The organism is Marinovum sp. 2_MG-2023 (assembly GCF_030548265.1).
GTDB lineage: Bacteria > Pseudomonadota > Alphaproteobacteria > Rhodobacterales > Rhodobacteraceae > Marinovum.
The window spans coordinates 74,311-97,873 of the sequence record NZ_JAUOSD010000008.1 but is presented as its reverse complement, the minus strand read 5'-3'; the positions used below and the strand labels follow the sequence as shown (position 1 = coordinate 97,873).

General features: G+C 60.8%; 22 protein-coding genes. 14 read left to right on the top strand and 8 right to left on the bottom strand.

Features of this window, described 5'->3' with window-relative positions; all coding sequences use genetic code 11:
• Positions 1–4: 4 nt before the first annotated feature.
• Both Q4577_RS11390 and Q4577_RS11385 read right to left on the bottom strand, forming a co-directional pair.
• Complete coding sequence (locus Q4577_RS11390) at positions 5–1,492, bottom strand: COG4223 family protein (RefSeq protein ID WP_303468082.1); 1,488 nt, start codon at positions 1,490–1,492, stop codon at positions 5–7.
• 61 nt (positions 1,493–1,553) lie between these two features.
• On the bottom strand, positions 1,554–2,270 hold the full coding sequence (locus Q4577_RS11385; protein WP_303468080.1) for a uroporphyrinogen-III synthase: 717 nt from the start codon (positions 2,268–2,270) through the stop codon (positions 1,554–1,556).
• Positions 2,271–2,343: 73 nt separating this feature from the next.
• Here Q4577_RS11385 and tsaD point away from each other — a divergent pair, with 73 nt between their 5' ends.
• The 5 genes from tsaD (at position 2,344) to Q4577_RS11360 (ending at position 5,596) form a co-directional block, all read left to right on the top strand.
• Positions 2,344–3,438 (top strand): tRNA (adenosine(37)-N6)-threonylcarbamoyltransferase complex transferase subunit TsaD, encoded by a 1,095-nt coding sequence (tsaD, locus tag Q4577_RS11380; protein ID WP_303468078.1) that lies wholly within the window; start codon positions 2,344–2,346, stop codon positions 3,436–3,438.
• Positions 3,435–4,400: an NAD(P)H-dependent glycerol-3-phosphate dehydrogenase gene (locus Q4577_RS11375; RefSeq protein WP_303468077.1), complete on the top strand. Its 966-nt coding sequence runs from the start codon at positions 3,435–3,437 to the stop codon at positions 4,398–4,400. The genes tsaD and Q4577_RS11375 overlap by 4 nt, the downstream gene beginning before the upstream one ends.
• A 1-nt stretch (position 4,401) precedes the next feature.
• Positions 4,402–4,671, top strand: a complete 270-nt coding sequence (locus Q4577_RS11370) for a YciI family protein (protein WP_244691909.1) — start codon at positions 4,402–4,404, stop codon at positions 4,669–4,671.
• Positions 4,671–5,084 (top strand): EVE domain-containing protein, encoded by a 414-nt coding sequence (locus Q4577_RS11365; protein WP_244691911.1) that lies wholly within the window; start codon positions 4,671–4,673, stop codon positions 5,082–5,084. Before Q4577_RS11370 ends, Q4577_RS11365 begins: the two co-directional genes overlap by 1 nt.
• Positions 5,085–5,200: 116 nt before the next feature.
• On the top strand, positions 5,201–5,596 hold the full coding sequence (locus Q4577_RS11360) for a DUF1761 domain-containing protein (RefSeq protein ID WP_303468076.1): 396 nt from the start codon (positions 5,201–5,203) through the stop codon (positions 5,594–5,596).
• Positions 5,597–5,984: 388 nt separating this feature from the next.
• Here the strand turns inward: Q4577_RS11360 and Q4577_RS11355 are convergent, their stop codons facing one another.
• From Q4577_RS11355 to Q4577_RS11340, 4 genes are all read right to left on the bottom strand, one after another.
• Positions 5,985–6,326, bottom strand: a complete 342-nt coding sequence (locus Q4577_RS11355; protein WP_303468074.1) for a DUF2853 family protein — start codon at positions 6,324–6,326, stop codon at positions 5,985–5,987.
• A gap of 272 nt (positions 6,327–6,598) precedes the next feature.
• On the bottom strand, positions 6,599–7,135 hold the full coding sequence (locus Q4577_RS11350) for a hypothetical protein (RefSeq protein WP_244691918.1): 537 nt from the start codon (positions 7,133–7,135) through the stop codon (positions 6,599–6,601).
• Positions 7,136–7,377: 242 nt separating this feature from the next.
• Positions 7,378–8,769 carry an adenosylhomocysteinase gene (gene ahcY, locus Q4577_RS11345; protein WP_244691920.1) on the bottom strand — a complete coding sequence of 464 codons (1,392 nt, stop codon included), beginning with the start codon at positions 8,767–8,769 and terminating at the stop codon, positions 7,378–7,380.
• Between the two features lie 73 nt (positions 8,770–8,842).
• Positions 8,843–9,166: a hypothetical protein gene (locus Q4577_RS11340; RefSeq protein ID WP_303468073.1), complete on the bottom strand. Its 324-nt coding sequence runs from the start codon at positions 9,164–9,166 to the stop codon at positions 8,843–8,845.
• A 198-nt stretch (positions 9,167–9,364) separates the two neighbouring features.
• On the opposite strand from Q4577_RS11340, the gene Q4577_RS11335 reads away from it, so the two are divergent.
• Both Q4577_RS11335 and Q4577_RS11330 read left to right on the top strand, forming a co-directional pair.
• The gene (locus Q4577_RS11335; protein WP_244691924.1) at positions 9,365–9,961 is read left to right on the top strand and encodes an HD family hydrolase; all 597 of its coding nucleotides are present in this window, start codon (positions 9,365–9,367) and stop codon (positions 9,959–9,961) included.
• Positions 9,958–10,452, top strand: a complete 495-nt coding sequence (locus Q4577_RS11330; protein WP_303468071.1) for a GNAT family N-acetyltransferase — start codon at positions 9,958–9,960, stop codon at positions 10,450–10,452. Before Q4577_RS11335 ends, Q4577_RS11330 begins: the two co-directional genes overlap by 4 nt.
• Positions 10,453–10,497: 45 nt before the next feature.
• On the opposite strand, the gene Q4577_RS11325 is transcribed toward Q4577_RS11330, so the two are convergent.
• Positions 10,498–11,052 carry an ActR/PrrA/RegA family redox response regulator transcription factor gene (locus Q4577_RS11325; RefSeq protein ID WP_244691929.1) on the bottom strand — a complete coding sequence of 185 codons (555 nt, stop codon included), beginning with the start codon at positions 11,050–11,052 and terminating at the stop codon, positions 10,498–10,500.
• A gap of 152 nt (positions 11,053–11,204) precedes the next feature.
• Positions 11,205–11,828 carry an SCO family protein gene (locus tag Q4577_RS11320; RefSeq protein WP_303468068.1) on the bottom strand — a complete coding sequence of 208 codons (624 nt, stop codon included), beginning with the start codon at positions 11,826–11,828 and terminating at the stop codon, positions 11,205–11,207.
• 95 nt (positions 11,829–11,923) lie between these two features.
• Here Q4577_RS11320 and regB point away from each other — a divergent pair, with 95 nt between their 5' ends.
• The 7 genes from regB (at position 11,924) to addA (ending at position 23,523) form a co-directional block, all read left to right on the top strand.
• Positions 11,924–13,321, top strand: a complete 1,398-nt coding sequence (gene regB / locus Q4577_RS11315; RefSeq protein ID WP_303468419.1) for a sensor histidine kinase RegB — start codon at positions 11,924–11,926, stop codon at positions 13,319–13,321.
• 118 nt (positions 13,322–13,439) lie between these two features.
• Positions 13,440–15,014, top strand: a complete 1,575-nt coding sequence (locus Q4577_RS11310) for a PAS-domain containing protein (RefSeq protein ID WP_303468067.1) — start codon at positions 13,440–13,442, stop codon at positions 15,012–15,014.
• Between the two features lie 105 nt (positions 15,015–15,119).
• Positions 15,120–15,617 (top strand): tRNA (adenosine(37)-N6)-threonylcarbamoyltransferase complex ATPase subunit type 1 TsaE, encoded by a 498-nt coding sequence (tsaE, locus tag Q4577_RS11305; protein ID WP_303468418.1) that lies wholly within the window; start codon positions 15,120–15,122, stop codon positions 15,615–15,617.
• The gene (locus tag Q4577_RS11300) at positions 15,614–16,576 is read left to right on the top strand and encodes an aminoglycoside phosphotransferase family protein (RefSeq protein WP_303468066.1); all 963 of its coding nucleotides are present in this window, start codon (positions 15,614–15,616) and stop codon (positions 16,574–16,576) included. Before tsaE ends, Q4577_RS11300 begins: the two co-directional genes overlap by 4 nt.
• A complete protein-coding gene (locus tag Q4577_RS11295) occupies positions 16,573–17,256 on the top strand; it encodes a nucleotidyltransferase family protein (RefSeq protein WP_303468064.1) in 684 nt (227 codons plus the stop codon). The genes Q4577_RS11300 and Q4577_RS11295 overlap by 4 nt, the downstream gene beginning before the upstream one ends.
• Complete coding sequence (gene addB, locus Q4577_RS11290) at positions 17,249–20,179, top strand: double-strand break repair protein AddB (protein ID WP_303468062.1); 2,931 nt, start codon at positions 17,249–17,251, stop codon at positions 20,177–20,179. Before Q4577_RS11295 ends, addB begins: the two co-directional genes overlap by 8 nt.
• Positions 20,176–23,523, top strand: coding sequence for a double-strand break repair helicase AddA (gene addA, locus Q4577_RS11285; protein WP_303468060.1), 3,348 nt, complete (start codon positions 20,176–20,178; stop codon positions 23,521–23,523). The genes addB and addA overlap by 4 nt, the downstream gene beginning before the upstream one ends.
• The last annotated feature ends 40 nt before the right edge of the window (positions 23,524–23,563 follow it).

Here is a 23,563-nt window from a genome sequence, read left to right as displayed (position 1 = left end):
GTCCTTATCCCTGGTTCAGGCGCGCAGCAATTTCATGCGCTTCCCCCAGCGCCGCAAGGCGGGTTTCAGCATCCGAGACCCAGCCCGACAATTCCGCTTTTGCCACATCCGGCAAGGCGGCTATTTCATCCAAAGCACGGGCCAGATCGCCGTCCCGCACCGCTGCTTCGGCCCGTGACAGGATCGCATCCGCGCCGTCGCCTTCACGCGGGGCAACAGAGCGGACCTCAAACATTTTTTCCAACACGCCACCAATACCGCCGCTTTCCTCTGCCGGGGTATTGTTGCGCGCAGCGCGCAGCGCGGCGCGGGCGACATCGGGGAATTGTTCGCGCAGGGCCGATTGCGTGACCACGCCTTCGGCGGCAGCGGCCTCCAGCGCCTCCATCGGCATATCAACGTTTTCCGCCAGTTCAGCCAAAGCCGCGCCATAGGCGTCGCCGGTGTCCAGCGCGCTCAGGATACGGGTCATGGCCGAACGCGCCGCCGCCAGACGGCTTTCTTCCAGCGCACGTTCTTCCATCTGGGTGGCATCTTCGGCGATTTTTTCAATCTTGGCTTTTTCAGCGGCGATTGTGTCTTCGATCGCCTGACGCTGATCCTCCATCGAGGCGCGCAGACGTTCCAATTCGTCCTCATAGGCCTTGATCGCTTCGCGCGAGACAGTGTCGGCAATCGGCTTCTTGGCCAATTCGGTCAAACGATCATCGACCGCAGCAATGTCACCCGCGAAGGATTCGACATTGGTAATCCGGTCGCCCAGCGCCGCCAGATCCCCTTGCGCGGATGCAAGCGTGTCCTGCGTCGCCACAATTTGCGCTGACAATTCAGCGATCTGGGCCGTGACGGCCTCTGCTCCGGCGCTCATCTCGCCGGACAGGGCCTCGATACGGCCCGATTGCGCATTCAGGGCGCTGCGTGTCTCGATCTCGAATGAATCGTCATTCATGTTGACGTACCAGGCGGCGGCAAAACCGACGCCAGCCGCAACAACGCCGCCCAGCGCCATGGGCCAAAACCCGCTGCTGCTTTCGCTTTGCTGTGCCGCGACCGGCGGCACCGGCGGTGTTGGATCTGATGTCGCGTCAGAGGCACCCCCAAAAATATCAGCCTCTTTCGGGGTGACATCCGTCGCCCAAAGTTCCTCTGGCGTTTCTTCTAATGTCGCAGTTTCGGCATCGTCCTGCGGATCCTCGCCCAGATCGGCAGTTTTATCGGCACTCTCCGGGGATTCTGCCGCGGCTTCGGCGTTATCTGTAACCTCGTCCGGCGTGTCGGACGCGACTGTATCGGCCCCAGTGCCGTCGGCCCCAGTGCCGTCGGTCCCAGTGCCGTCGGTCCCGGTGTCTTCGGTCCCGGTGTCTTCGGTCCCAGCGTCATCGGTCCCTGTGTCTGGCGCATCCGCACCGGCGGCAACCGTGTCCTCGGCTTTGTCCGGCAAATCTGCCGACGCCTCGTTGTCGGTCTCTTTCGAATTACGAGATTTGGTCACCAGAGATCACCCTTTCCGAATCTTACTTCTGCGGCGCAACATCATTACCTTATGGCAGTGGTCAAGCCCCCTCAAGCGGGGATGGGTTGTGAAAAAGCGCCGCAACTGCGGCACATACGGATATAAGGTCGGGCTGTTCAGCAACCGCCATGCGGCGCGGCCTCATTGCGGCGGCATGTTCGGCGACGGCTTCGCTGATTGCAACCACACAGATTGGCGCAGCAAACGGCCCCTGTGCCGCCACGATATCGGCACTGCGGGGCGAAAACAGGGGAAGGATCACGCTTTGGTCCCCATTCAACAGCTGCCGCGCCTCTGCCGTCAGATCGCGCCTGCGTTGTTCATAGACAACGGCGTCCTGCGCGTTCAGCCCACCGTCCCGCAACCGCGCGGCAACATCGCCACGTGTGTGCCGCCCCCGCAGGTGCAATACCGGCCCCACAGGACCAAGACGCAAAAGTTCCTTCACAAGGCTGTCCGCGTCCACGCCCACCATTTTGGCGGCAAACCCCCGGTTTTCCGCCGCTTTTGTGGTGCGCGCGCCAAGACAATAGGCCAAACGATCCGATGACCCCGCATAGGCCGCAACCGCATTGGCGGAGGTGAAAATCACCGCTGTGGCGTCGGGGATCGGCGCCTGCCCCCCGATGGGCGCAATGTCCAGAACGGGCGCAATCACCACCCGGCCCGGCGTCATCATCCCCTGTAAGACCGACAAAAATCGCGCGGCATCGGCATGCGGACGCGTCAACAGCAGGGCTGGTTTTGCTTCGGTCATCGCGTCGGCCCGGGATTGTTTGCCATGTTGCCAAGTGTTACCTGCCCTGCAACACCTTCGCAACGGAGCCACGATGGCCAAGCCATATACCATCCTCGGGATTGAAAGCAGCTGTGATGATACCGCCGCCGCTGTGGTGCGCGGTGTGCCCGGCGCCGCAGACATTCTGTCCTCGGTGGTCGAAGGGCAAACCGCCCTGCACAGTGCATTTGGCGGCGTAGTGCCCGAAATTGCGGCACGCGCCCACGCCGAGCGGCTGGACACCTGTGTCAAACAGGCGCTGGATCAGGCCGACTTGGGGCTTGGCGATCTTGATGGTATCGCCGTCACCGCCGGTCCGGGGCTGATTGGCGGCGTGGTGTCGGGTGTGATGTGCGCCAAAGGGATTGCCATTGGCAGCGGTCTGCCGCTGATCGGTGTGAACCATTTGGCGGGGCACGCGCTGACCCCGCGTCTGACCGATGGGGCAGAATATCCCTATCTTATGTTGCTGGTGTCCGGCGGGCATTGTCAGTTCTTGATTGCCCGTGGCCCCCAGGATTTCACCCGGCTGGGCGGCACCATCGACGACGCCCCCGGCGAAGCCTTTGACAAGACCGCGCGCCTTCTGGGCCTGCCGCAACCCGGCGGCCCCTCGGTCGAGGCCGAAGCGCGCGAGGGCGACGCCCGCGCCTTCAAATTTCCCCGGCCTTTGCTGGATCGACCGGGATGCGACATGTCGTTTTCCGGGCTGAAAACCGCCCTGCTGCGCACCCGCGATGGCATTGTTGCGCAAAAGGGCGGGATGACCGCCCAGGACCGCGCCGACATGTGCGCCGGGTTTCAGATGGCGGTGGTCGATGTTTTGGTCGAAAAGACCCGCCGTGCCTTGCGCACCTATCTGGATGCCGCGCCGGCCACACCGCTGTTGGCGGTGGCGGGTGGGGTTGCGGCCAATGGTGCGATCCGCGACGGGTTGACCCGCCTCTGTCGCGACATGGGCGTGATCTTTACCGCGCCGCCGCTGCCGCTGTGCACCGACAATGGCGCGATGATCGCCTATGTGGGCGTCGAACACATGCAGCTGGGGCTGATCGACGACATGACGCTGGCCGCGCGTCCGCGCTGGCCGTTGGATCAATCCGCCGCGCCGATGTTGGGCAGCGGCAAAAAAGGTGCCAAAGCATGACGATTGGTGTGATTGGGGCCGGGGCCTTTGGCACATCGCTGGCAATCTCGCTGGCGGCAGCAGGGCGCGACGTGGTGCTTTGGGGGCGGGATGGCGCGGCCATGGCCGAAATGCAGGCCACCCGCGCCAACATCCGGCGGCTTCCTGATGCGACATTCCCCGATCGCCTGACCGCCACCGCAGATGTCACAACCGCAACAGCCCCCGACATCCTGTTGCTTGCAGTGCCGATGCAGCAATTGGCCCCCTTGTTGGAGCCCCATGCAACCACTCTGGCGACAAAATCCCTGATCGCCTGTTGCAAGGGGTTTTCCGTCGCCACCGGCGAAGGGCCGGTCACCCAGATCCGCCGTATCCTGCCCAAAGCAACTGCGGCGATCCTGACCGGGCCCAGCTTTGCCGCCGATATCGCCGCTGGCCTGCCGACGGCGCTGACCCTCGCCTGCGATGACGCCCCCCAGGGCGCGACATTGCAGACCGCATTGACCACCCCCAACCTCCGGCTCTATCGCTCCACCGATGTGACCGGCGCGGAACTTGGCGGGGCGTTGAAGAACGTGATTGCCATTGGCGCGGGCATGGCCATCGGCGCGGGCCTGGGCGATTCTGCCCGCGCCGCATTGATCACCCGTGGCTTTGCCGAGATGAGCCGGATCGCGGCGGCGCTGGGCGCACGCCCGGCAACACTGGCGGGTTTGTCCGGCTTTGGCGATCTGGTGCTGACCTGCACATCCGATCAATCGCGCAACTTCCGCTTTGGCCTGGCGCTGGGCGGCGGGTCCGATTTTGACACCACCACAACGGTCGAGGGCGCGGCCACCGCACGCGCAATGCTCAACGTCGCCAAGACCCATAACATCGAAATGCCGATCACCGCCGCCGTGGCCGCCATTGTCGCCGGTCAGCTTGACCTCCGCACGGCAATGGACCAGCTTCTGGCACGACCCTTAAAGGAAGAATGACATGCTGATAGCCCTGATTGCCCATGACAAACCCGGCGCACTGCAAATCCGCAAGGACACCCGCGACGCCCATCTGGCCTATATCGCCGAAACCGGCGTGGTGGCCCAGGCCGGGCCGCTGATTATCAACGGCGAAATGGCGGGATCGCTGGTGATCCTGGATGTGGCCGATATGGCCGCCGCCGAAAGCTGGGAGGCCAACGACCCCTACGCCAAAGCCGGATTGTTCGAAAATGTCGAACTGGTGGAATGGAAAAAGGTCATCGGCTGATGCGCTATTGGCTGTTCAAATCGGAACCGGCCACCTGGGGCTGGTCGGATCAGCTGGCCAAAGGTGACGCGGGCGAGGAATGGGATGGCGTGCGCAACTATCAGGCGCGCAATTTCATGCGCGAGATGGCGCTGGGAGATCGCGGGTTTTTCTACCACTCGCAAAAGTCGCGCGCCATCGTCGGCATAGTCGAAGTCTGTGCCGAGGCGCATCCCGACAGCACCACCGATGACGACCGCTGGGACTGTGTCGATATTCGCGCGATTGCCCCGGTGCCCAATCCGGTCACGCTTGATCAGATCAAGAGTGACCCGGAATTGTCTGACATGGTGCTGGTGAAAAATTCACGGCTTTCGGTCCAGCCGGTCACAGCCGAGGAATGGCAGCGCATTTGCACGCTCGGCGGGGTCTGACCGCCGGGTGATCCTGCGGTCGACGCAATTTGGCTAAAATGGACCGCATGTCGTACATTCCAAGGTAAGGTTAATTTTCCCCGAATATCCCGCAGCGCCGACAAGGAGAGAGACACATGGAAATCATCAATGTCATCATTGCCGCCGCCGCCAGTTTCGCGCTTGGCGCGGTCTGGTACATGGCGCTGGCCAACCCCTGGATGGAGGCCGCAGGTATCGAACGCGACGCCGATGGCAAACCCAAGGGCGGCCAGGATCCAAAGATTTTTGCCCTGACCTTTGTCATGCAACTGCTGGTCGCCGGCATGATGCGGCATACCTTCGAACTTTCGGGTGTGGATAGCTATGGTAAAGGAATCGTTGCCGGAATCGGCATCGGGCTGTTCTTTATCAGCCCCTGGATCGTGATCAACAATCTCTACGGAAATCGCCCGTTGCAGCTGTCTGTGATTGATGGCGGCTATGCCACGCTGGCCTGCGGGCTGATGGGTCTGGTGCTGACCCTGTTCTGAAAAAACAAGAAAGGCCCCGACTGGATCGCAGTCAGGGCCTTTGCTCACCCCAGATGCTCCCACACATCTTCGATGAATTCAATTTCGGCACTGACCTTCTGGTCGGTAAAGAATGAATAGCTTAATGCCCCCTGTGATCCAAATCATAAAAAGATCAGTTTTTGTCTATTTCCTTAATACGTCCGCCAGCCTTAGTAAAAATCGAATTAACGCAATTGGCCAAGGTGGTTGCAGAGTCAATGAAATAAGGGGCTTGGCGCGATGTTATGATTTTGGCAACCAAAACCGGGACTTGGGCATTAAGCCAGCATTAGTAATGAAAAAAGACGCCCCCCGGGCGAGGGCGTCTCTTGCACGTCTGTCTAGTGGCATCTTTCGCAGCCGGAAATCAGCCGTAGACCGATTCCTTTTTGAAGTGTTTGGTCAGCAGGTAGTACACGACGGCGCGGTATTTGTTGCGCTCGGACTTGCCATAGACCTCGATCACCGACTGGATCGCCTCCATCAACTCTGGTCCGTCTGACAGGCCAAGTTTCTTGATCAGGAAATTCTTCTTCACGGTTTCAAGTTCGCCGGCCTGTGTTGCCGCAACGGTCGACGCGTCGGCGTTATAGATCGCCGGGCCACAGCCGATGGTCACCTTTCGCAGCAATTCCATGTCCGGCTCTGTGCCGCATTTGGTTTTGAGATCTTCCGCATATTGCGCGATCAAATCGTCGCGTTTACCCATCCTGGTTTCCCCTGTTTTTCCCCGCCCCCGCGGGTTTTGATGCTGGTGCGGCCAACTCTACCGCCAAATCGGAGTCTGACAACGGTAAATCCCGCGGGGTTTTTCCCCGTCATGCTTTCACCCTGTGCTCGCTGAATGTCACCACCGCGAAAAAATGGGCGCAGCATAAAGCAATGCTGCGCCCGTCGAAGACCAAGGGGTCAGGTTACGGCCCGCTGGCGGCCCCGGCAGAAACCCGCCGACGCCCAAAGAGCGGCCTGAAAATGGTCGGCTTACGACCCGCTTTCCACCTTTGGCGGCATCGTATCGGTTGCGGTCGGCGCCGTGGCGTCCGGCGTATCCGTTATCAGAGACGACACCAGAAGATCATCGGGCAGCCCCTCTACCCCGCTTTCGTCAAATTCCGGAAGGGCTTTTAGCGATTCCTTGTCTGCGCCAAGCACCAGGGACGCGCCGTCATCACCCAGCTGGAATTCCTCAAGCGCGATGGCGACGGTGTATTCGCCGAGGCCAAGGAAGCCGCCAATGCCGATCACGCCCGCCGCGCCGTCAGCCTGGGCCACGACATAGTCGATCTCGCCAATGTCATTGCCTTCGCGGTCATGGACATTCAGCCCAACAACATCGCCAACCGTCATATCCTGCAGGCTAGTGAACATCGGCGTTTCCGCCATGGTTTCCGGCATTTCAGTGACCGACTCGGCCACCGGATCATCCGTGGGATCCATTGTAGTTTCCTGGGCGAACGCAGCACCGGACATCAATGCAAAAACGGCCGCGCCGGTCATCATTTTCTGTGTCAGTTTCATAGCTTTCTCCTTTGGTTGTCACTACCGAAAGACTTTGATCCGTTTTGGTGCAGATGTTGTTCCGTACCGCCGGGATCGCCGCCTCTGTGCCAAAGGATTTATGCCATGCCTGAAAAAGGACAATGATCAGAATGGGTTCGCTCGGCGCACCGGCAAAGGTGCGCCGAAAACCATCATGAGACTGCGCAAGAAATTGCAGGCTCAATTCATTGTGTAACGGGTGTCAGTGACCCGGTTTCGACCTAGTAGCGGTAGTGTTCCGGCTTGAACGGACCTTCGGGCGTGACGCCGATATAGGCCGCCTGATCCGGGTCCATCACCGTCAGCTTGGCACCGATCTTGTCCAGATGCAGGCGCGCGACCTTCTCATCCAGATGTTTCGGCAGGATGTAGACCTGATTGTCATACTCATCGCCCTTGGTCCAAAGCTCGATCTGCGCCAGAACCTGGTTGGTGAACGACGCCGACATCACGAAGCTGGGGTGCCCGGTGGCATTGCCAAGGTTCAGCAAACGGCCCTCGGACAGAAGGATAAGACGGTGCCCATTGGGCATCTCGATCATGTCCACCTGTTCCTTGATGTTGGTCCATTTGTGGTTCTTCAGGTTGGCGACCTGAATTTCATTGTCGAAGTGGCCGATGTTGCCGACAATCGCCATGTCCTTCATCGCGCGCATATGCTCGATACGGATCACGTCCTTGTTGCCGGTGGTGGTGATAAAGATGTCGGCGCTGTCGACCACATCTTCGAGAACAACCACTTCAAACCCGTCCATTGCCGCCTGAAGCGCGCAGATCGGATCAACTTCGGTCACTTTGACCCGTGCACCGGCACCGCGCAGCGAAGCGGCAGAGCCTTTGCCAACGTCGCCGTAACCGCACACAACCGCAACCTTGCCTGCCATCATGGTATCGGTGGCGCGGCGGATGCCGTCGACCAGCGATTCCTTGCAGCCGTATTTATTGTCGAACTTCGACTTGGTCACGCTGTCATTGACGTTGATCGCCGGGAAGGGCAGCTGGCCCTTTTTGTGCAGATCATAAAGACGGTGCACGCCGGTGGTGGTTTCTTCGGACACACCCTGGATCGCTTCGCGTGTTTTGGTGAACCAACCGGGGCTGGCGGCCATGCGTTTCTTGATCTGCGCAAAAATCGCCTCTTCCTCTTCCGAGGTCGGCACTTCGATCAGATCGGTTTCGCCGGCTTCGACCCGCGCACCCAAAAGGACATAGAGCGTCGCATCTCCGCCATCGTCAAGGATCAGGTTCGCGCCTTCGGGGAACATGAACGACCGGTCAAGATAATCCCAGTGCTCTTCCAGCGACTGGCCCTTGATCGCGAACACCGGTGTGCCACCGGCGGCAATCGCCGCTGCCGCATGATCCTGGGTCGAAAAGATGTTGCACGACGCCCAGCGCACATCCGCGCCCAGCGCCACCAGTGTTTCGATCAGAACCGCAGTCTGGATCGTCATGTGCAGCGAACCGACAATGCGCGCGCCGGCAAGCGGTTTGGCTTCGCCGTATTCTTCGCGCAGCGCCATCAGACCCGGCATTTCGGTTTCGGCAATATCAAGCTCTTTGCGGCCAAACTCGGCAAGCGAGATGTCCTTTACGATATAGTCACTGGTCATGTCCGGCATCCTCGCGGCATTTCTGTTTCGCCCGCAGATACCACCGCCACGCCAGTCGAACAACACGCGAAAGCTAACCCGCGACGCCGCCGGGATCCTGCGGGGCGTCATGCCAATACGCGCCGGTTGCCAGAACACAGGCGACACCGTTGGGCTGGGTCAGGATAAGGGTGAAACTGCCGCTTTCCGTCGAGCGCCAAACCTCGATCAGGCGGGTGCCCGATTGCAACCCGCCACCGGCCAGTGTTTCACCGAATTTGCCCCGCAGCTCGCCAACAAGCGCGTCGCGCGGCATACAGGCCAGGGTTTGGGTTTGGGACAAGTTTTGAGCGGGCGCCGGGGGCGCAAGCGCCGCCGCACCAAAGATCAGGGCCGCCGCAAATAGTCGTTTGAACATGGAACCTCTCCTTGAAAAGGGCCCCATGCCAACGGGACGTGAGGCCCGGTTTGCCATGTTCCATATATGGGGGCAGCCCCCGGATATTGCCACAAACGCCATCACACATTTCGGGGATATTGCCCGCCCCAGAGCCGTCTTTGCATTTGCAGACTCCGGGCAACCGGTCTAGGAACATTCCCGGAACGGAGAACGACAATGCCCCCCAAACCATCCCGCGCCTGGCAAAGAATGCTTTCAGGTCGCAGGCTTGACCTGCTGGACCCGACCCCGATGGATATCGAGATCGAAGATATCGCGCATGGGCTGGCCTTTGTCGCCCGTTGGAATGGCCAGACCCATGGTGATTTTGCCTATTCAGTGGCCGAACATTCGCTGCTGGTCGAGGTGCTGTTTGCCCGGATGAACCCACGCGCACCGGTGCGTTGGCAATTGGCGGCACTGCTGCATGATGCGCCGGAATACGTGATCGGCGACATGATTTCCCCGGTCAAGGCCGCGATTGGCCCCAGCTATGGCGTGCTGGATGACCGGCTGTCGGCGGCCATTCACATTCGGTTTGGTCTGCCGGCCGCGCTGCCGGTGACAATCAAGAAACAGATCAAGAAAGCCGACCGTATCAGCGCCTGGATGGAGGCGATCCAGATCGCGGGCTTTACCGAAAAAGAGGCTGATGGCTTCTTTGGCAAGCCAAACAAGGCGCTGATCGAAGATCTGCACATTGCCCTGCGCCCACCGCGCCAGGTGCGCGATGATTTCACCGCACGGTATCATCAATTGATGGAGACCCTATGACCGACGTTTTTATTGCCCCGGCCTGTTCGGCCGACGCGCGCGAGATGGCGGATCTTTTGAATGAAATCATTGATATCGGTGGCACAACGGCCTTCCTGACCCCGCTGGGCAGCGCCGATATCCGCGATTGGATGGACCGCGCCGGGCCGCGTTTCACCGGCCATGTGGCCCGGCTTGACGATGGCACCCTGGTCGGGTTTCAGATGCTCAATCCCCTTCCGGGGCATGGTGCAGAGGTGGCGCAGATCGCCACGTTTGTGCGGGTTGGTCAAACCGGGCTGGGGGTCGGCAGCCGACTATTTGCCGCCACCCGCAAATCTGCCGCCGCGCTAGGCTATGAATGGATCGACGCCACCATCCGCGCCGACAACGAAAGCGGGCTGACCTATTATCAGTCGCGCGGATTCGAAACCTACAAATCCGACCCCGAGGCGCGGCTGTCCGACGGCCGCCGGACCGGGACGATCAGCAAGCGTTTCGATCTTCCTTGATCTGGCTTTGACCGGGCCTTGATCGGACCCTGATCGCGATTTCCGTCAGCGCGGCGAGCGTTTTGCCAGAATCCGCTGCAATGTGCGGCGGTGCATGTTCAATCGCCGCGCGGTTTCCGAAACGTTTCGATCACAAAGCTCGAACACCCGCTGGATATGTTCCCACCGCACACGATCGGCGCTCATCGGGTTTTCCGGCGGCGGCGGCAGATCATCGCCATTGGCCACCAGCGCATTGGTAATGTCGGTGGCATCCGCCGGTTTGGAAAGATAATCGGTTGCGCCGATCTTGACCGCGGCCACGGCAGTGGCAATCGCGCCATATCCGGTCAGCACCACAATCCGGCTGTCGGGGCGGCGTTCGCGCAGCACCTCGACCACGTCGAGCCCATTGCCATCCTCAAGCCGCAGATCAACCACCGCATAGGCCGGGGGACGTGCCGTGGCAATCGCCCGGCCCGCCGCCACAGATCCGGCGGTTTCCACCGCAAAACCGCGCTTTTCCATCGCTTTGGCCAGACGTTTCAGAAACGGTTCGTCGTCATCAACCAGCAAAAGCGATTTGTCTTCACCCAAATCCGGGAGCGTTTTTTCAGGCACGTGATACCTCCTGCGAATGTGAGCTTGCGCAATTGGGGGATTATTCCCAACGCCAAGCGCAGTGTCAAACCGTAGCGCGAAATATATTTGCGCCTATGCGGTCCGGATCGGTCGGAAAATTACCCGGCACGACCGACGTGCCGATTGCGCGGTTATCCGGCTGCGTTGACAAAACAGGCTGTGGTTTCGGCCACCTGTTCCGGTGTCGCATCCCGGCGAAAGTATTCGACAAACCCCTGTTCCGGCAGCACCAGATAGGAAAATGTCGAATGGTCGATGAGATAATAGTCATCTTCCTTGTCCTGCGCCTTGTAATAGGTGCGATAGGCCTTGCTTGCGGCTTTGACCTGTTCTTCCGATCCAGTCAGGCCAATCGCCTTTTCATGGTTGTTGAAGGCAAAATCGCCGACCACTTCGGGGGTGTCCCGCTCTGGGTCAAAGGAAATGAACACCGGCGTTGCGCTGATCCCTTGTTCGGCCAGCACCTCGACCGCTTGTGAATTGCGGGCAAAGTCCAGCGGGCACACATCCGGGCAAAAGGTGTAACCAAAATAAAGGATAGAGGGTTCGGTGATCACATCCTTGTCGGTGACGGTTTCGCCGTCACTGTTGACCAGGGTGAAAGGCCCGCCAATCGTGTCGGTGCCACCGGCAATCGCCGCAGTGCGGCATTGGGCAAACGGGTCAGCGCCTTCTGTTGGTTGCGACACATACCAAAGCCCCCCCACAAGAGCGACAACAGACACAGAGGCGACAAGAGCGACAGTGCGGACCATAACGGCTTTTCCAATCCATATTGCGATGATTGTTGATCGTCTGACGCGTGACACGTATCAATCTGAAATCCGGTAGCAAGAGGCGAAAACGCCACATGTCAGAATTGGGGTCAGAGTTCCTGACCGAACACCGCCGCGGCAATTGGGTCCGGCTGCGCACCATGATCATGCTGCGCTGGGCTGCGATTTTTGGCCAATTGACGGCTTTGATCGTGGCGCAGCGGTGGTTCAACCTCTCGTTGGAAATGGGATTGTGCTATCTGGCAATCAGCCTGTCGGTGGTTGGCAATCTGGTGGCCATCGCGATTTTTCCGCAAAACAAACGGCTCAGCGCGACGGAAAACATGCTGATGGTGCTGTTTGACCTGCTGCAACTGGCGTTTTTGCTGTTTTTGACTGGCGGGCTGCACAATCCATTTGCCATTCTGATGCTTGGCCCGGTGCTGGTGTCCGCTGCGGTTCTGACAACCCGACCGACAATTGTGATCGCCGGAATTGCCATTGTTCTTGTCTCGGTGTTGGCGTTGTATCATCTGCCTTTGCTGACGGATGAGGGGTTTGTGTTGCGCACGCCCAATGTGTTTGTCTTTGGCAAATGGGTGGCGATGGTGATTGCCATCACATTTTTGTCAGTCTACTCGCGGCGCGTGACCAGCGAGCTGCACGCCATGTCCGACGCGGTGACCGCCACGCAAATGGCGCTGGCGCGGGAACAGAAACTGACCGATCTGGCCGGGGTGGTGGCCGCTGCGGCGCATGAATTGGGCACACCGCTTGCCACCATAAAACTGACCAGCGCCGAAATCGCCGAAGAGCTGGACGACCGCCCCGATCTTCAGGAAGACGCGCTGTTGATCCGAACCCAGGCCGACCGCTGTCGCGACATCCTGCGATCCATGGGACGGGCGGGCAAGGAAGACATGCAGGTCCGCCGCGCGCCCCTGAGCGAAGTGGTGCGCGAGGCCGCCGAACCGCATGAAAACCGGGGCAAGGTCCTGCATTATGACCACAGCGCCGGCCCCAATGGGGAAAAGACGGTTCCAACCATCAACCGCCAGCCGGAAATCATTCACGGTCTGCGCAATCTGGTGCAAAACGCGGTGGATTTCGCACGTGGCAATGTCTGGATCGACACGATCTGGACAGATGACCTCATCACTGTGCGGATTGTCGATGACGGCACCGGATATCCACCACAGTTGATTGGCCGCATTGGCGATCCGTTTGTGCGCAAACGGCGCAGTGAAACGGAAACCCGGAAACGTCCGGGATACGAAGGCATGGGGCTGGGCCTGTTCATTGCCAAGACATTGTTGGAACGTTCAGGCGCAGAGCTGAGCTTTACCAATGCGACCGGGCCTTATGCCAACCCCGGAAGGCGCGGCGAACGCTGTGGCGCGCTGGTCGAAGTGGTCTGGCCGCGCAAGAATTTGGGGTCCCTGGCCGGGTCTGATTCCGCGCCGCTTGGTGAAAACCAGGTGATCCAGATCTGAGCGCCGCGCCAACGTTGTTGGGCTGGGCCGCGACGTCCACGCAACCTATGGCAGATTGCTTTTTAGGTTAAACAATTGTTAACCTCCTTGACCCAGTGTCAGATCAAGGGGATGGAAGATGTTGTCAGAGCTTTCTTTGTTGCAAATCATTGTCTTGGTCGGTGCTGCACTGTTGGGCGCGACCATGGCATTGGGCTTTGCCATTCTTCCCGGGCGAAAACGGACCACCGCCGAAGAGACCGGCGTTCAACGGGACGACGCCGTCAGCTATCTGTTTCGCGATACCGATCTAATTGATGCCACCGATCCGGCCGCCGTCCTGACGACGCTGGCGGATGATTTTGAAGAAAACGCCTGGCAGCAATTGTGCCGGATTTTCGAACCGCGTTTTGGCACCTTGCCGCTTACGCCCGATGCGGCCTTTTCAACCCGCGCCGAGCGAAGCCGATCATATGGCGCGCTGAAACCCGATGATCGCGGACAGCTGATTTTTGTGCGCGCGGATGACCGGGTGCGGGTTTCCTTGGTCGATGATGCGCCGGCGGAAATCGACCGGCAAATCGCCTTTGATGTCAGCCGCGAATTGCGTTTCCTGCGCAGCGCCATTGCCGATGCGCCCAATGCCATCTGGTCGGTCAATCCAGAGGGGCGGGTCGCCTGGCACAACCGCGCCTATGGGCATCTGGCGGCGCGGATCAACCCAAATGATTCTTCGGACAATCCGATTTTCGCGATTGAGCGCAAGGACGTGGGCAAAGCCCCGCTGCGCCTGCCGCTTCAGGTCGGCGACAAGGACAGCCGAAACTGGTTCGAAATTTCGACCCGCGCCACCGCGGACGGCTTTGTCGCCTATGCCACCAGTGTCGATGCGGTCGTGCAAGCCGAACAGGCGCAGCGCAAATTTGTCCAGACCCTGACCAAAACATTTGCGCATCTGTCGACCGGGTTGGCGATTTTTGACCGCAACCAGCGGCTTGCTCTGTTCAATCCGGCATTGATCGACCTGACGGCGATGCCCGCCGAATTTCTGACATCGAAACCCAGTCTTGCGGCCTTTTTCGACTATCTTCGCGAACATCAGATCATGCCGGAGCCCAAGAATTATTCGAACTGGCGCGAAAAGATGAGCGCGCTGATCGCCGCCGCCCGCGATGGCCGATATTCCAAGACCTGGAATTTGCCGTCTGGTCTGACCTATCGTGTCACCGGCAAACCGCATCCCGATGGCGCGGTGGCCTTTCTGTTCGAAGACATCAGTGCAGAGATTTCCCTGACCCGCCGTTTTCGCGCCGAGCTTGAGACCAGTCAGGCCGTTCTGGACCGCCAGAACCGTGCGCTGGCGGTGTTTTCGCAGATGGGCATTCTGACCTTCTCGAACCAGGCCTTCCGCACCATGTGGCGATTTGATCCCGACAGCAGCTTTGCCGAAACCACCATCACGGATGTCCTGCGGATTTGGCAATCAGAATGTGCACCCAGCCCGGCCTGGGGTGGTTTGCCCAAGTTTATTGCCAGTTTCGGCGAACGCGCCCCGCGCCGGGCCGATTTGATACATGAGCGGGTGGGGCAGATGGAATTTCTGGCCGAACCCCTGCCGGGCGGCGCGACATTGATTTCCTTTTCGGCCCAGGATGCCGCGCTTGTTCTTGACCGGACGACGGCGAAACAACAGCATGACGATGGGTCCACCTGACCGGACACGCCCCTGAACTGCGCGATTACACTGTGCGATTTCACTGTGCGATCCGTCACGGAACGGTCTTGCGCGGAATGGCTGGCGCGGTAATGTCCGAATATGATGATCGACCATAGCTATCCCGCCGCAACGGCTCAGATTCTTGCGCTCAGCCTGCCATCACCGGAGGCAACCTGCGAGCTGGCAGCCCGCATCGCGCCCCGCCTTGCCGCGGGCGACGTGTTGTTGCTGCGCGGCGATATTGGCGCCGGAAAAACCCATTTTTGCCGCTGCCTGATCCGGTCACTTTTGACCGAAGCCGAAGATGTGCCGTCGCCGACATTCACATTGGTGCAAACCTACCCTGCCCCGGTCTGCGAAATCTGGCACGCGGATCTCTATCGACTGGGGGATCTGTCCGAGGTTGACGAACTGGGCCTGACCGAGGCTTTTGACACCGCAATCTGTCTGATCGAATGGCCTGATCGGCTTGGGTCCGAGGCCCCGGCCAATGCGCTCACGCTGGAGTTTTCCACCGACGCCGACCCGGACACCCGACACCTTACCCTAAGCTGGTCAGCACCACGTTGGGATTCCTTGCCAAAAGTCATTGCCGCATGACACGCCAAGAAACGATTGCAACGTTCCTGGACGATTTGGGCCTGGGCGGCTGGAGGCGCGTGCCTTTGGTCGGCGATGCATCCGCGCGGCGATATGAACGGCTGCACAACCCCGAAGGCGGCAGCCTGATCCTGATGGATGCCGACCCGATTGTCTGTGGCGATCCCGGACCCTTTCTGGACATACGCACGCATTTGTACCGCTTCGGATTTTCCGCCCCCACGTTGCATGCCGAAGACCCCGATGCCGGGCTTTTGTTGATCGAGGATTTCGGCGACGCCCTGTTTGCCCGCATCATGGCGGATGACCCGAGCCGCGAGTTGCACCTTTATACCCTGGCGGCCGAGCTTTTGGCGCGATTGCACAGCAAACCCTTGCCCGAGGGCATGACCGCGATGACCGCGACGGCGCTCGCGGATATGATCGCGCCGGCCTTTGACTGTTACGCCCCGCAACATTTGGCGGATTTGCCCGCCGCCAAAGCGGCCTTTGCCCGGCTTCTGACGCCGGTGGCCGACGTGCCCGCGGTATTGGCGCTGCGCGATTTTCATGCCGAAAACATGATTTTCCTGCCCGACCGCAACGGCGACCGCCAAATTGGCCTGTTGGATTTTCAGGACGCTTTTGTCACCCATCCCGCCTATGATCTGGTCTCCATGCTTCAGGACGCGCGCCGCGACCTGACACCGGGGATCGCGGACAGCGTGCTGCGCCATTTCATTGCCAAAACCGGCGCCGATGACACCGCTTTCCGCACCGCTTATGCCGCCCTCGGCGCGCAACGAAACCTGCGTATTCTGGGGGTTTTTGCCCGGCTCGCCGCCGACCGGGGTAAACCACAATATCTGGCGTTACAGCCACGGGTCTGGGCCCACCTCCAGACAAATTTGACCCACCCCGCATTGGCCGAAGTACGCGACGCGCTGGCCAATTTGCCGGCGCCGCAGGCTGTGACATGACCGGGCCACAGGCCGCTTTGCTGTTCGCGGCCGGGTTGGGCACCCGCATGAGGCCGCTGACCGACAGCCGCCCAAAACCACTGATAAAGGTGGCTGGCACCCCGCTGATCGACCATGCCCTGGCCCAGATCGCACCGCTGCGACTGCCCCGCGTGGTGGTCAACAGCCACTATCGCGCAGAGATGCTGGCGGATCACCTGGCGGGCCGCAACATCGCATTGTCGCACGAAACACCAGAGGTGCTGGAAACCGGCGGCGGATTGAAAAACGCCCTTCCGCTGCTTGGCCCGGGTCCGGTTTTCACGCTGAACACCGACGCGGTATGGCGCGGGCCAAATCCGGCAGAGGCGCTGCGCGCGGTCTGGGATCCAACCCGGATGGACGCGCTTTTGCTTTGTGTTCCACCAGAAAACGCCTTTGGCCATAAGGGGTCTGGCGATTTCCTGCTGGATGCACAGGGCCGGATCAGCCGCGGGCCGGGCATGGTGTATTCCGGGCTTCAGATCATCAAAACCGACGGGCTGGCCGCAATCCGGGACCGCGCGTTTTCAATGTGGGCGCTGTGGCAGGACATGTTGGCCGCCGGGCGCATGTTCGGGCTGTCCTATGACGGGCAATGGTGCGATGTTGGCTATCCTGATGCCATTGCCATTGCCGAAGGAATGCTGGCCGATGTTTGAACGCATGGATGCACCGCGCCTGTTCGGGCTGGCCCCCGGCATTGATTTCCCTCAGGCGTTGGTTGACGGTCTGCTGCACCGGGTACAAGGGCACCCGCCCGAGGCCCTGGCCCGCGTCGAATTGATCGTCAATACAGAGCGGATGCGCCGCCGCATTCGCGCGATTTTCGATGCGGGGCCACCACGTGCGCTGCCCCGTATCCGGGTCTTGAACGATCTTTCCCCACCCTGGACCGCCGATATTGCCGATGCCGTGCCGCCCCTGCAAAGACGGCTCGAACTGGTGCAATTGGTGTCCGGGCTGCTGAATGCGCAACCCGACATGGCGCCGCGTGCCGCGCTTTTTGATCTGGCGGATTCGCTGGCGGGTTTGATGGATGAAATGCAGGGCGAAGGCGTGACCCCCGCCGACATCGCCGACCTGGATGTGAGCGATCAATCGGGCCATTGGCAACGCGCCCGTGCCTTTTTGAACATTGTTCAGGGGTATTTCGACCCCGACACCAGCGCCCCCGACGGCACAACACGTCTGCGTCGCGTGGCCGAGGCATTGGCGGCACATTGGAAGACCAATCCCCCCGATCACCCGGTGATCATCGCGGGCTCGACCGGCTCTCGCGGTGCGGCGGCATTGTTGATGGAGGCCGCGGCCCATCTGCCGCAAGGCGCGCTGGTCCTGCCGGGGTTTGACTTTGACATGACGGCCGCGAACTGGGCCGCATTGGACAAGGCGATGGCCAGCGAGGATCACCCGCAATACCGCTATGCCCGGATGATGCGCGCGATGAATATCGACCACGATGCGGTGCATCATTGGCACAGACTCGCCGCGCCCTGCCCGCCGCGCAACAAATTGGTGTCGCTTGCCCTGCGCCCCGCGCCCGTGACCGATGCCTGGCTGAGCGAGGGGCCCAACCTGGCCCATCTGGATCAGGCCACCAAAGATGTCACATTGGTCGAAGCCCAGGACCGGCGCGAAGAGGCTCTGGCCATTGCTCTGCGCCTGCGCGAGGCGGCGGAAGCCAACCAAAGTGCGGCGCTGATCACCCCCGACCGCCACCTGACACGGCAGGTCACTGCGACGCTGGACCGCTGGAATATCGTCCCCGATGACAGCGCCGGCATTCCGCTGCAATTGACCGCGCCGGGGCGGTTTTTGCGCCATGTCGCGGCCTTGTTCGCGGCCCCGCTCAGCGCGGCGGCGCTTCTGACCCTGCTGAAACATCCGCTTTGCCATTCTGGCGGGACGCGCAACACCCACCTGCGCCTGACCCGTGATCTGGAATTGCGCCTGCGCCGCAAAGGTCCGCCGTTTCCCGACGCTGAAATGTTGACCGCCTTTGCCGAAGACCGCGAAGCGCCGGAATGGGGGGCCTGGTTGTTGCAGGTCTGTGGACAGGATGAATTGCCGGCCATGCCGCTGGCCGATTGGCTGGCACAGCACCGGGCGTTGGCCGAAACATTGGCGGCCGGCGCCGAACAGACCGGCGCAGGGCAATTGTGGGTGCAGGTGGCCGGGATTGAAACCCTGGCGCTGATCCGCAAACTGGAAGACGCGGCGCCCCATGGCGGCATATTGTCGGCCCGCGATTACGTCGATCTGTTTGGCGCTGTTCTGTCGCGCGAGGAACAGCGCGACCGCGATCTTGGCCACCCTTTCATCCGCATCCTTGGCACGTTGGAGGCGCGGGTCATGGGATCGGATCTTCTGATTCTGGGCGGATTGAACGAAGGCAGCTGGCCCGAACCGCCAAGCCCCGATCCCTGGCTCAATCGCCAAATGCGCCATGACGCCGGTCTGTTGTTGCCGGAACGGCGCATCGGCCTTTCGGCGCATGATTTTCAACAGGCGATAGGCGCGCAAGAGGTCTGGTTGACCCGGTCGGTGCGGTCGGATGATGCCGAAACCGTGCCGTCGCGGTGGCTTAACCGGTTGTCGAACCTGCTGCGCGGGCTGGGGGCGGATGGCAAATCCGCCTATGAGGATATGCGCGCGCGCGGCCAGGACAGGCTGGCGCTGGCCCATGCGGTCGAAGCGGTGACACCGGTGCCCGCCGCGATGCGGCCCTCGCCCCAACCACCCCGATCAGCGCGCCCAAAACAGCTTTCGGTGACCGAGATCAAGCGGCTGATCCGCGACCCCTATGCCATTTACGCAAAACATGTGCTGCGGTTGCGGCCGCTCGACAGTCTGGCCAAGGCCCCGGACGCCCTGCTGCGCGGGATTTTGGCGCATGATGTGCTGGAACGGTTTGTGCGCAGCAGTGTGGATGACCCGTCAAAGCTGACCCGCGCCGATCTTTTGGCAACAACCGCCACGGTTCTGGCGGACAATGTGCCCTGGCCCTCGGCCCGCGCGATGTGGCAGGCGCGGATGGAACGGGTTGCCGGGACATTTGTCACGGACGAGATCGAGCGGCGCCAGAATGCCCAACCGCTGGAGTATGAGGTCAACGGGCAACGCGACATTGCGGCGCTTGGATTTCGTCTGATTTGTCAGGCAGATCGGATTGACCGCCAGAAAGACGGCCGATTGAACATCTATGACTACAAGACCGGCAAACCGCCGGGCCCGGATGAACAGAAATACTTTGACAAGCAACTGATGCTGGAGGCCGCAATCGCCGAAGTCGGCGGGTTCAAGGACATTGACCCGGGCGAGGTGGCCAATGCGATTTACATCGGCCTTGGCTCTGCCCCTGAAAACCGCCCCGCGCCCTTGCAAGAGACGCCAGCGGACGTGGTGTGGGAGCAATTTGAAACCTTGATTTCCCGCTATATGGAGCAAGATCAGGGATATACCTCGCGCCGGGCGATGCAAAAGGCCAAGGATGTCGGTGATTATGACCAGCTGGCACGTTTCGGGGAATGGGAATTGACCGACGATCCAACCCCGATGCCGCTATCGGAAAAAACCCCATGACCCAACGCAACGAAGCCACCCTGCGCCAAATCGCTGCCGCGGATCCAGAGCGGTCGACCTGGCTGGCGGCCAATGCCGGATCGGGCAAAACCCGCGTGTTGACCGACCGGGTGGCGCGATTGTTGCTGCAAGATGTGTCGCCCGAACACATTCTCTGCCTGACCTATACGAAGGCCGCCGCAAGCGAGATGCAGAACCGGCTGTTCCAGCGGCTGGGGGATTGGGCGATGAAGGATGATGCCGCGCTGCGCGCTGCGCTGCATGATCTTGGCATCGAAGGCGCAATCCCGGCAGAGGCGTTGCGAAACGCGCGCACCTTGTTCGCCCGCGCAATCGAAGCGCCGGGCGGATTGAAAATCCAGACAATCCATTCGTTCTGCGCCGCTATTCTGCGCCGTTTCCCGCTAGAGGCCGGGGTGTCGCCGCAATTCAAGGAAATGGAAGACCGCTCTGCCGCGCTTTTGCGGGCTGAGATCGTCGATCAAATGGCCGATGGCCCCGATGCGCATTTGGTGGCCAATCTGGCGAGCCACCTGACGGACATGGATTTCGACGACATCACCGCCGAAGTGTCGCGCAATCGTGTGGCTTTGGCCGAACCGCTGGACGAAACGTCGATCAAGGAATTGTTCGGCCTGTCGCCGGACATGGATGAAGCCGGGCTTTTGAGCCGTGTTTTTCTGGGCGGAGAGATGGAATTGCTGTCAGAGGCGGCGGTGCTTTTGTCCGGCAGCGGCAAGAACGACCAAAAAGCGGCAGCGAAACTGAACAGCATCACCGCCCCGAATTTGGCCGCCCTTTCGGTGTTGGAAAATGTGTTGCTGAATGGCGCATCGGCCAAAGCCGGGCCGTATTCGGCCAAGATCGACAGCTTTCCGACCAAAGGTCTGCGCCAGGGGGCAATGGCGCCGTTGATGGACCGGCTGGAGGATCTGATGCGCCGGGTCGAGGATGGCCGCAACATCCGCTGTGCACTGGCCGCCACCCAGAAAACCCGCGCCCTGCAAGCCTTTGCCGGGGTTTTCCTGCCACGCTATGCGGCAGCGAAACTGGCGCGGGGGTGGTTGGATTTCGACGATCTGATTCACAAAACCCTGGCGTTGATGACAGACCGCAAAGTGGCGCAATGGGTGCTGTATCGGCTGGATGGCGGCATCGACCATATCCTTGTGGACGAAGCCCAGGACACCAGCCCGGTGCAATGGCGCGTGATCGAAGAGCTGGCACGCGAATTCACCAGCGGCGAAGGTGCACGCGCCGATGTGGCACGCACGATCTTTGTTGTCGGCGACAAGAAACAGTCGATTTATTCCTTCCAAGGGGCCGATCCGGCGGAATTTGACCGGATGAAGGCCGATTTCGCCGAACGATTGCGCGCGACGGATCAACCGTTGCAGGACACCACGCTGCAATTTTCCTTTCGCTCGTCCGAGGCAATCTTGCGGTTGGTCGATACATTGTTCGAGGCCAAGGCCCGCTCCGGGTTTTCGCGCGAAGAAACCCACCGCGCCTTTAAATCCGACATGGGGGGGCGCGTCGATCTTTGGCCCTGTGTCGACAAGATCAGCGAAGCGGAAAAAGGCGAATGGGATGACCCCGTCGACCTGCCCGCCGACACCCATCACGATGTGATCCTCGCGCGGCGCATTGCCCGTGAAATCAAACGGATGCTGGACACCAAGGCCACAATCCCCTGGAAACAGGAACCGCATGGCTGGGCCGGGCGGACGGTGACGGCGGGGGATTTCCTGATCCTTGTGCGGCGGCGTTCCGACCTTTTTGCCGAGATCATTCGCGCCTGCAAGGAGGCGGATTTGCCGATTGCGGGTGCGGATCGGCTCAAGGTTGGGGCGGAACTGGCGGTGCGCGATTTGGCGGCATTGTTGTCATGGCTGGCGCTGCCCGAAGATGATCTGAGCCTTGCGGTGGTGCTGAAATCGCCGCTGGTCGGCTGGGACGAGAGCCAGCTTTATGACCTCGCGCAGGGGCGCGAACAGAAATACCTGTGGCGCGAATTGGCGGCGCGGCAGGGCGACTTTGCCGAGGTTTGGGCCATGCTGACCGACCTTCAGGCCAATGCCGATTTCATGCGGCCCTATGATCTTATCGAACGTATTCTGACCCGGCATGAGGGACGGTACAAACTGTTGGCCCGGTTGGGAAATGAGGCCGAGGATGGCATCAACGCCCTGCTGTCACAGGCGCTGGCCTATGAGGCGACAGAGGTGCCCAGCCTGACCGGTTTCCTGATCTGGATGGAAACCGACGATCTGGAGATCAAACGCCAGATGGACAGCGCCGGCGACCGCATTCGGGTCATGACGGTACATGGTTCCAAAGGTCTGGAGGCGCCGATTGTGATCCTGCCGGATACCGGCAAATGGCCGTTGCAGCATCGGGATGCCTTGCTGGCGATGGATGACACAATGGTGTGGAAAACCGCCGCCGGCGACAGCCCCGCCGCGATGGCCGAGGCGCTGGAAGAGGCCAAGGAAAAACAACGGCAGGAACGTGACCGCCTGCTCTATGTGGCGATGACCCGTGCCGAAGTCTGGTTGATGGTGGCCGCTGCGGGCGATTTGTCAAAGGATGATCCGACCTGGTATCAATCGGTGGAGGCGGCAATGAAATCCGCCAATGCCGAACGCCATGATTTTGGCTTCGGTGAGGGCCTGCGGTATGAAAGTGGCGATTGGCCGACACTTGCCACGGTGCGCGACGTCCCAGAGGAGGCCCGCCCCGCGTCGCTGCCCGACTGGGCCACCCGGCCCGCAACGCCGCCACCGCCCCTGCCGGTGACGCTGTCGCCCTCGAAACTTGGCGGGGCACATGCCTTGGCCGGTGAGGCCGGACAGGATGAAGAGGCTGCAAAACGCTATGGCACCCTGGTGCATGACGCGCTGGAACGGCTGGCCGACCTGCCGCCAGAAGCCCGCAAATCACGCAGCGAAGACCCGGAACAGGCCCGCGCAATGGACGAGGCTTGCGCGGTACTGGACGCTCCGGCGTTGGCGCCCCTTTTTGCCCCCGGAACGCTGGCCGAAGTGGCGGTCAGCGCCGATGTCGCGGGATTGGGGCGAATGCATGGGGTGATTGACCGGCTGATTGTCGAAGAATCGCGCATTCTGGCGGTGGATTTCAAAACAAATGCGGTTGTCCCGACGCGCGCCCAGGACACGCCAGAGGCCCTGTTGCGCCAGATGGGCGCCTATGCTGCAATGCTTAAGCAACTCTATCCAAACCATGAAATCGCCACGGCGATCCTGTGGACCGCTTCGGCCGCCTTGATGCCACTGCCACACGATCTTGTGACGGCGGCCTTGGGGCGCACAACATCGCCTTGACGCGCTGCAGCGTGATACCTAGGTTTTCCACCCAAGCCCC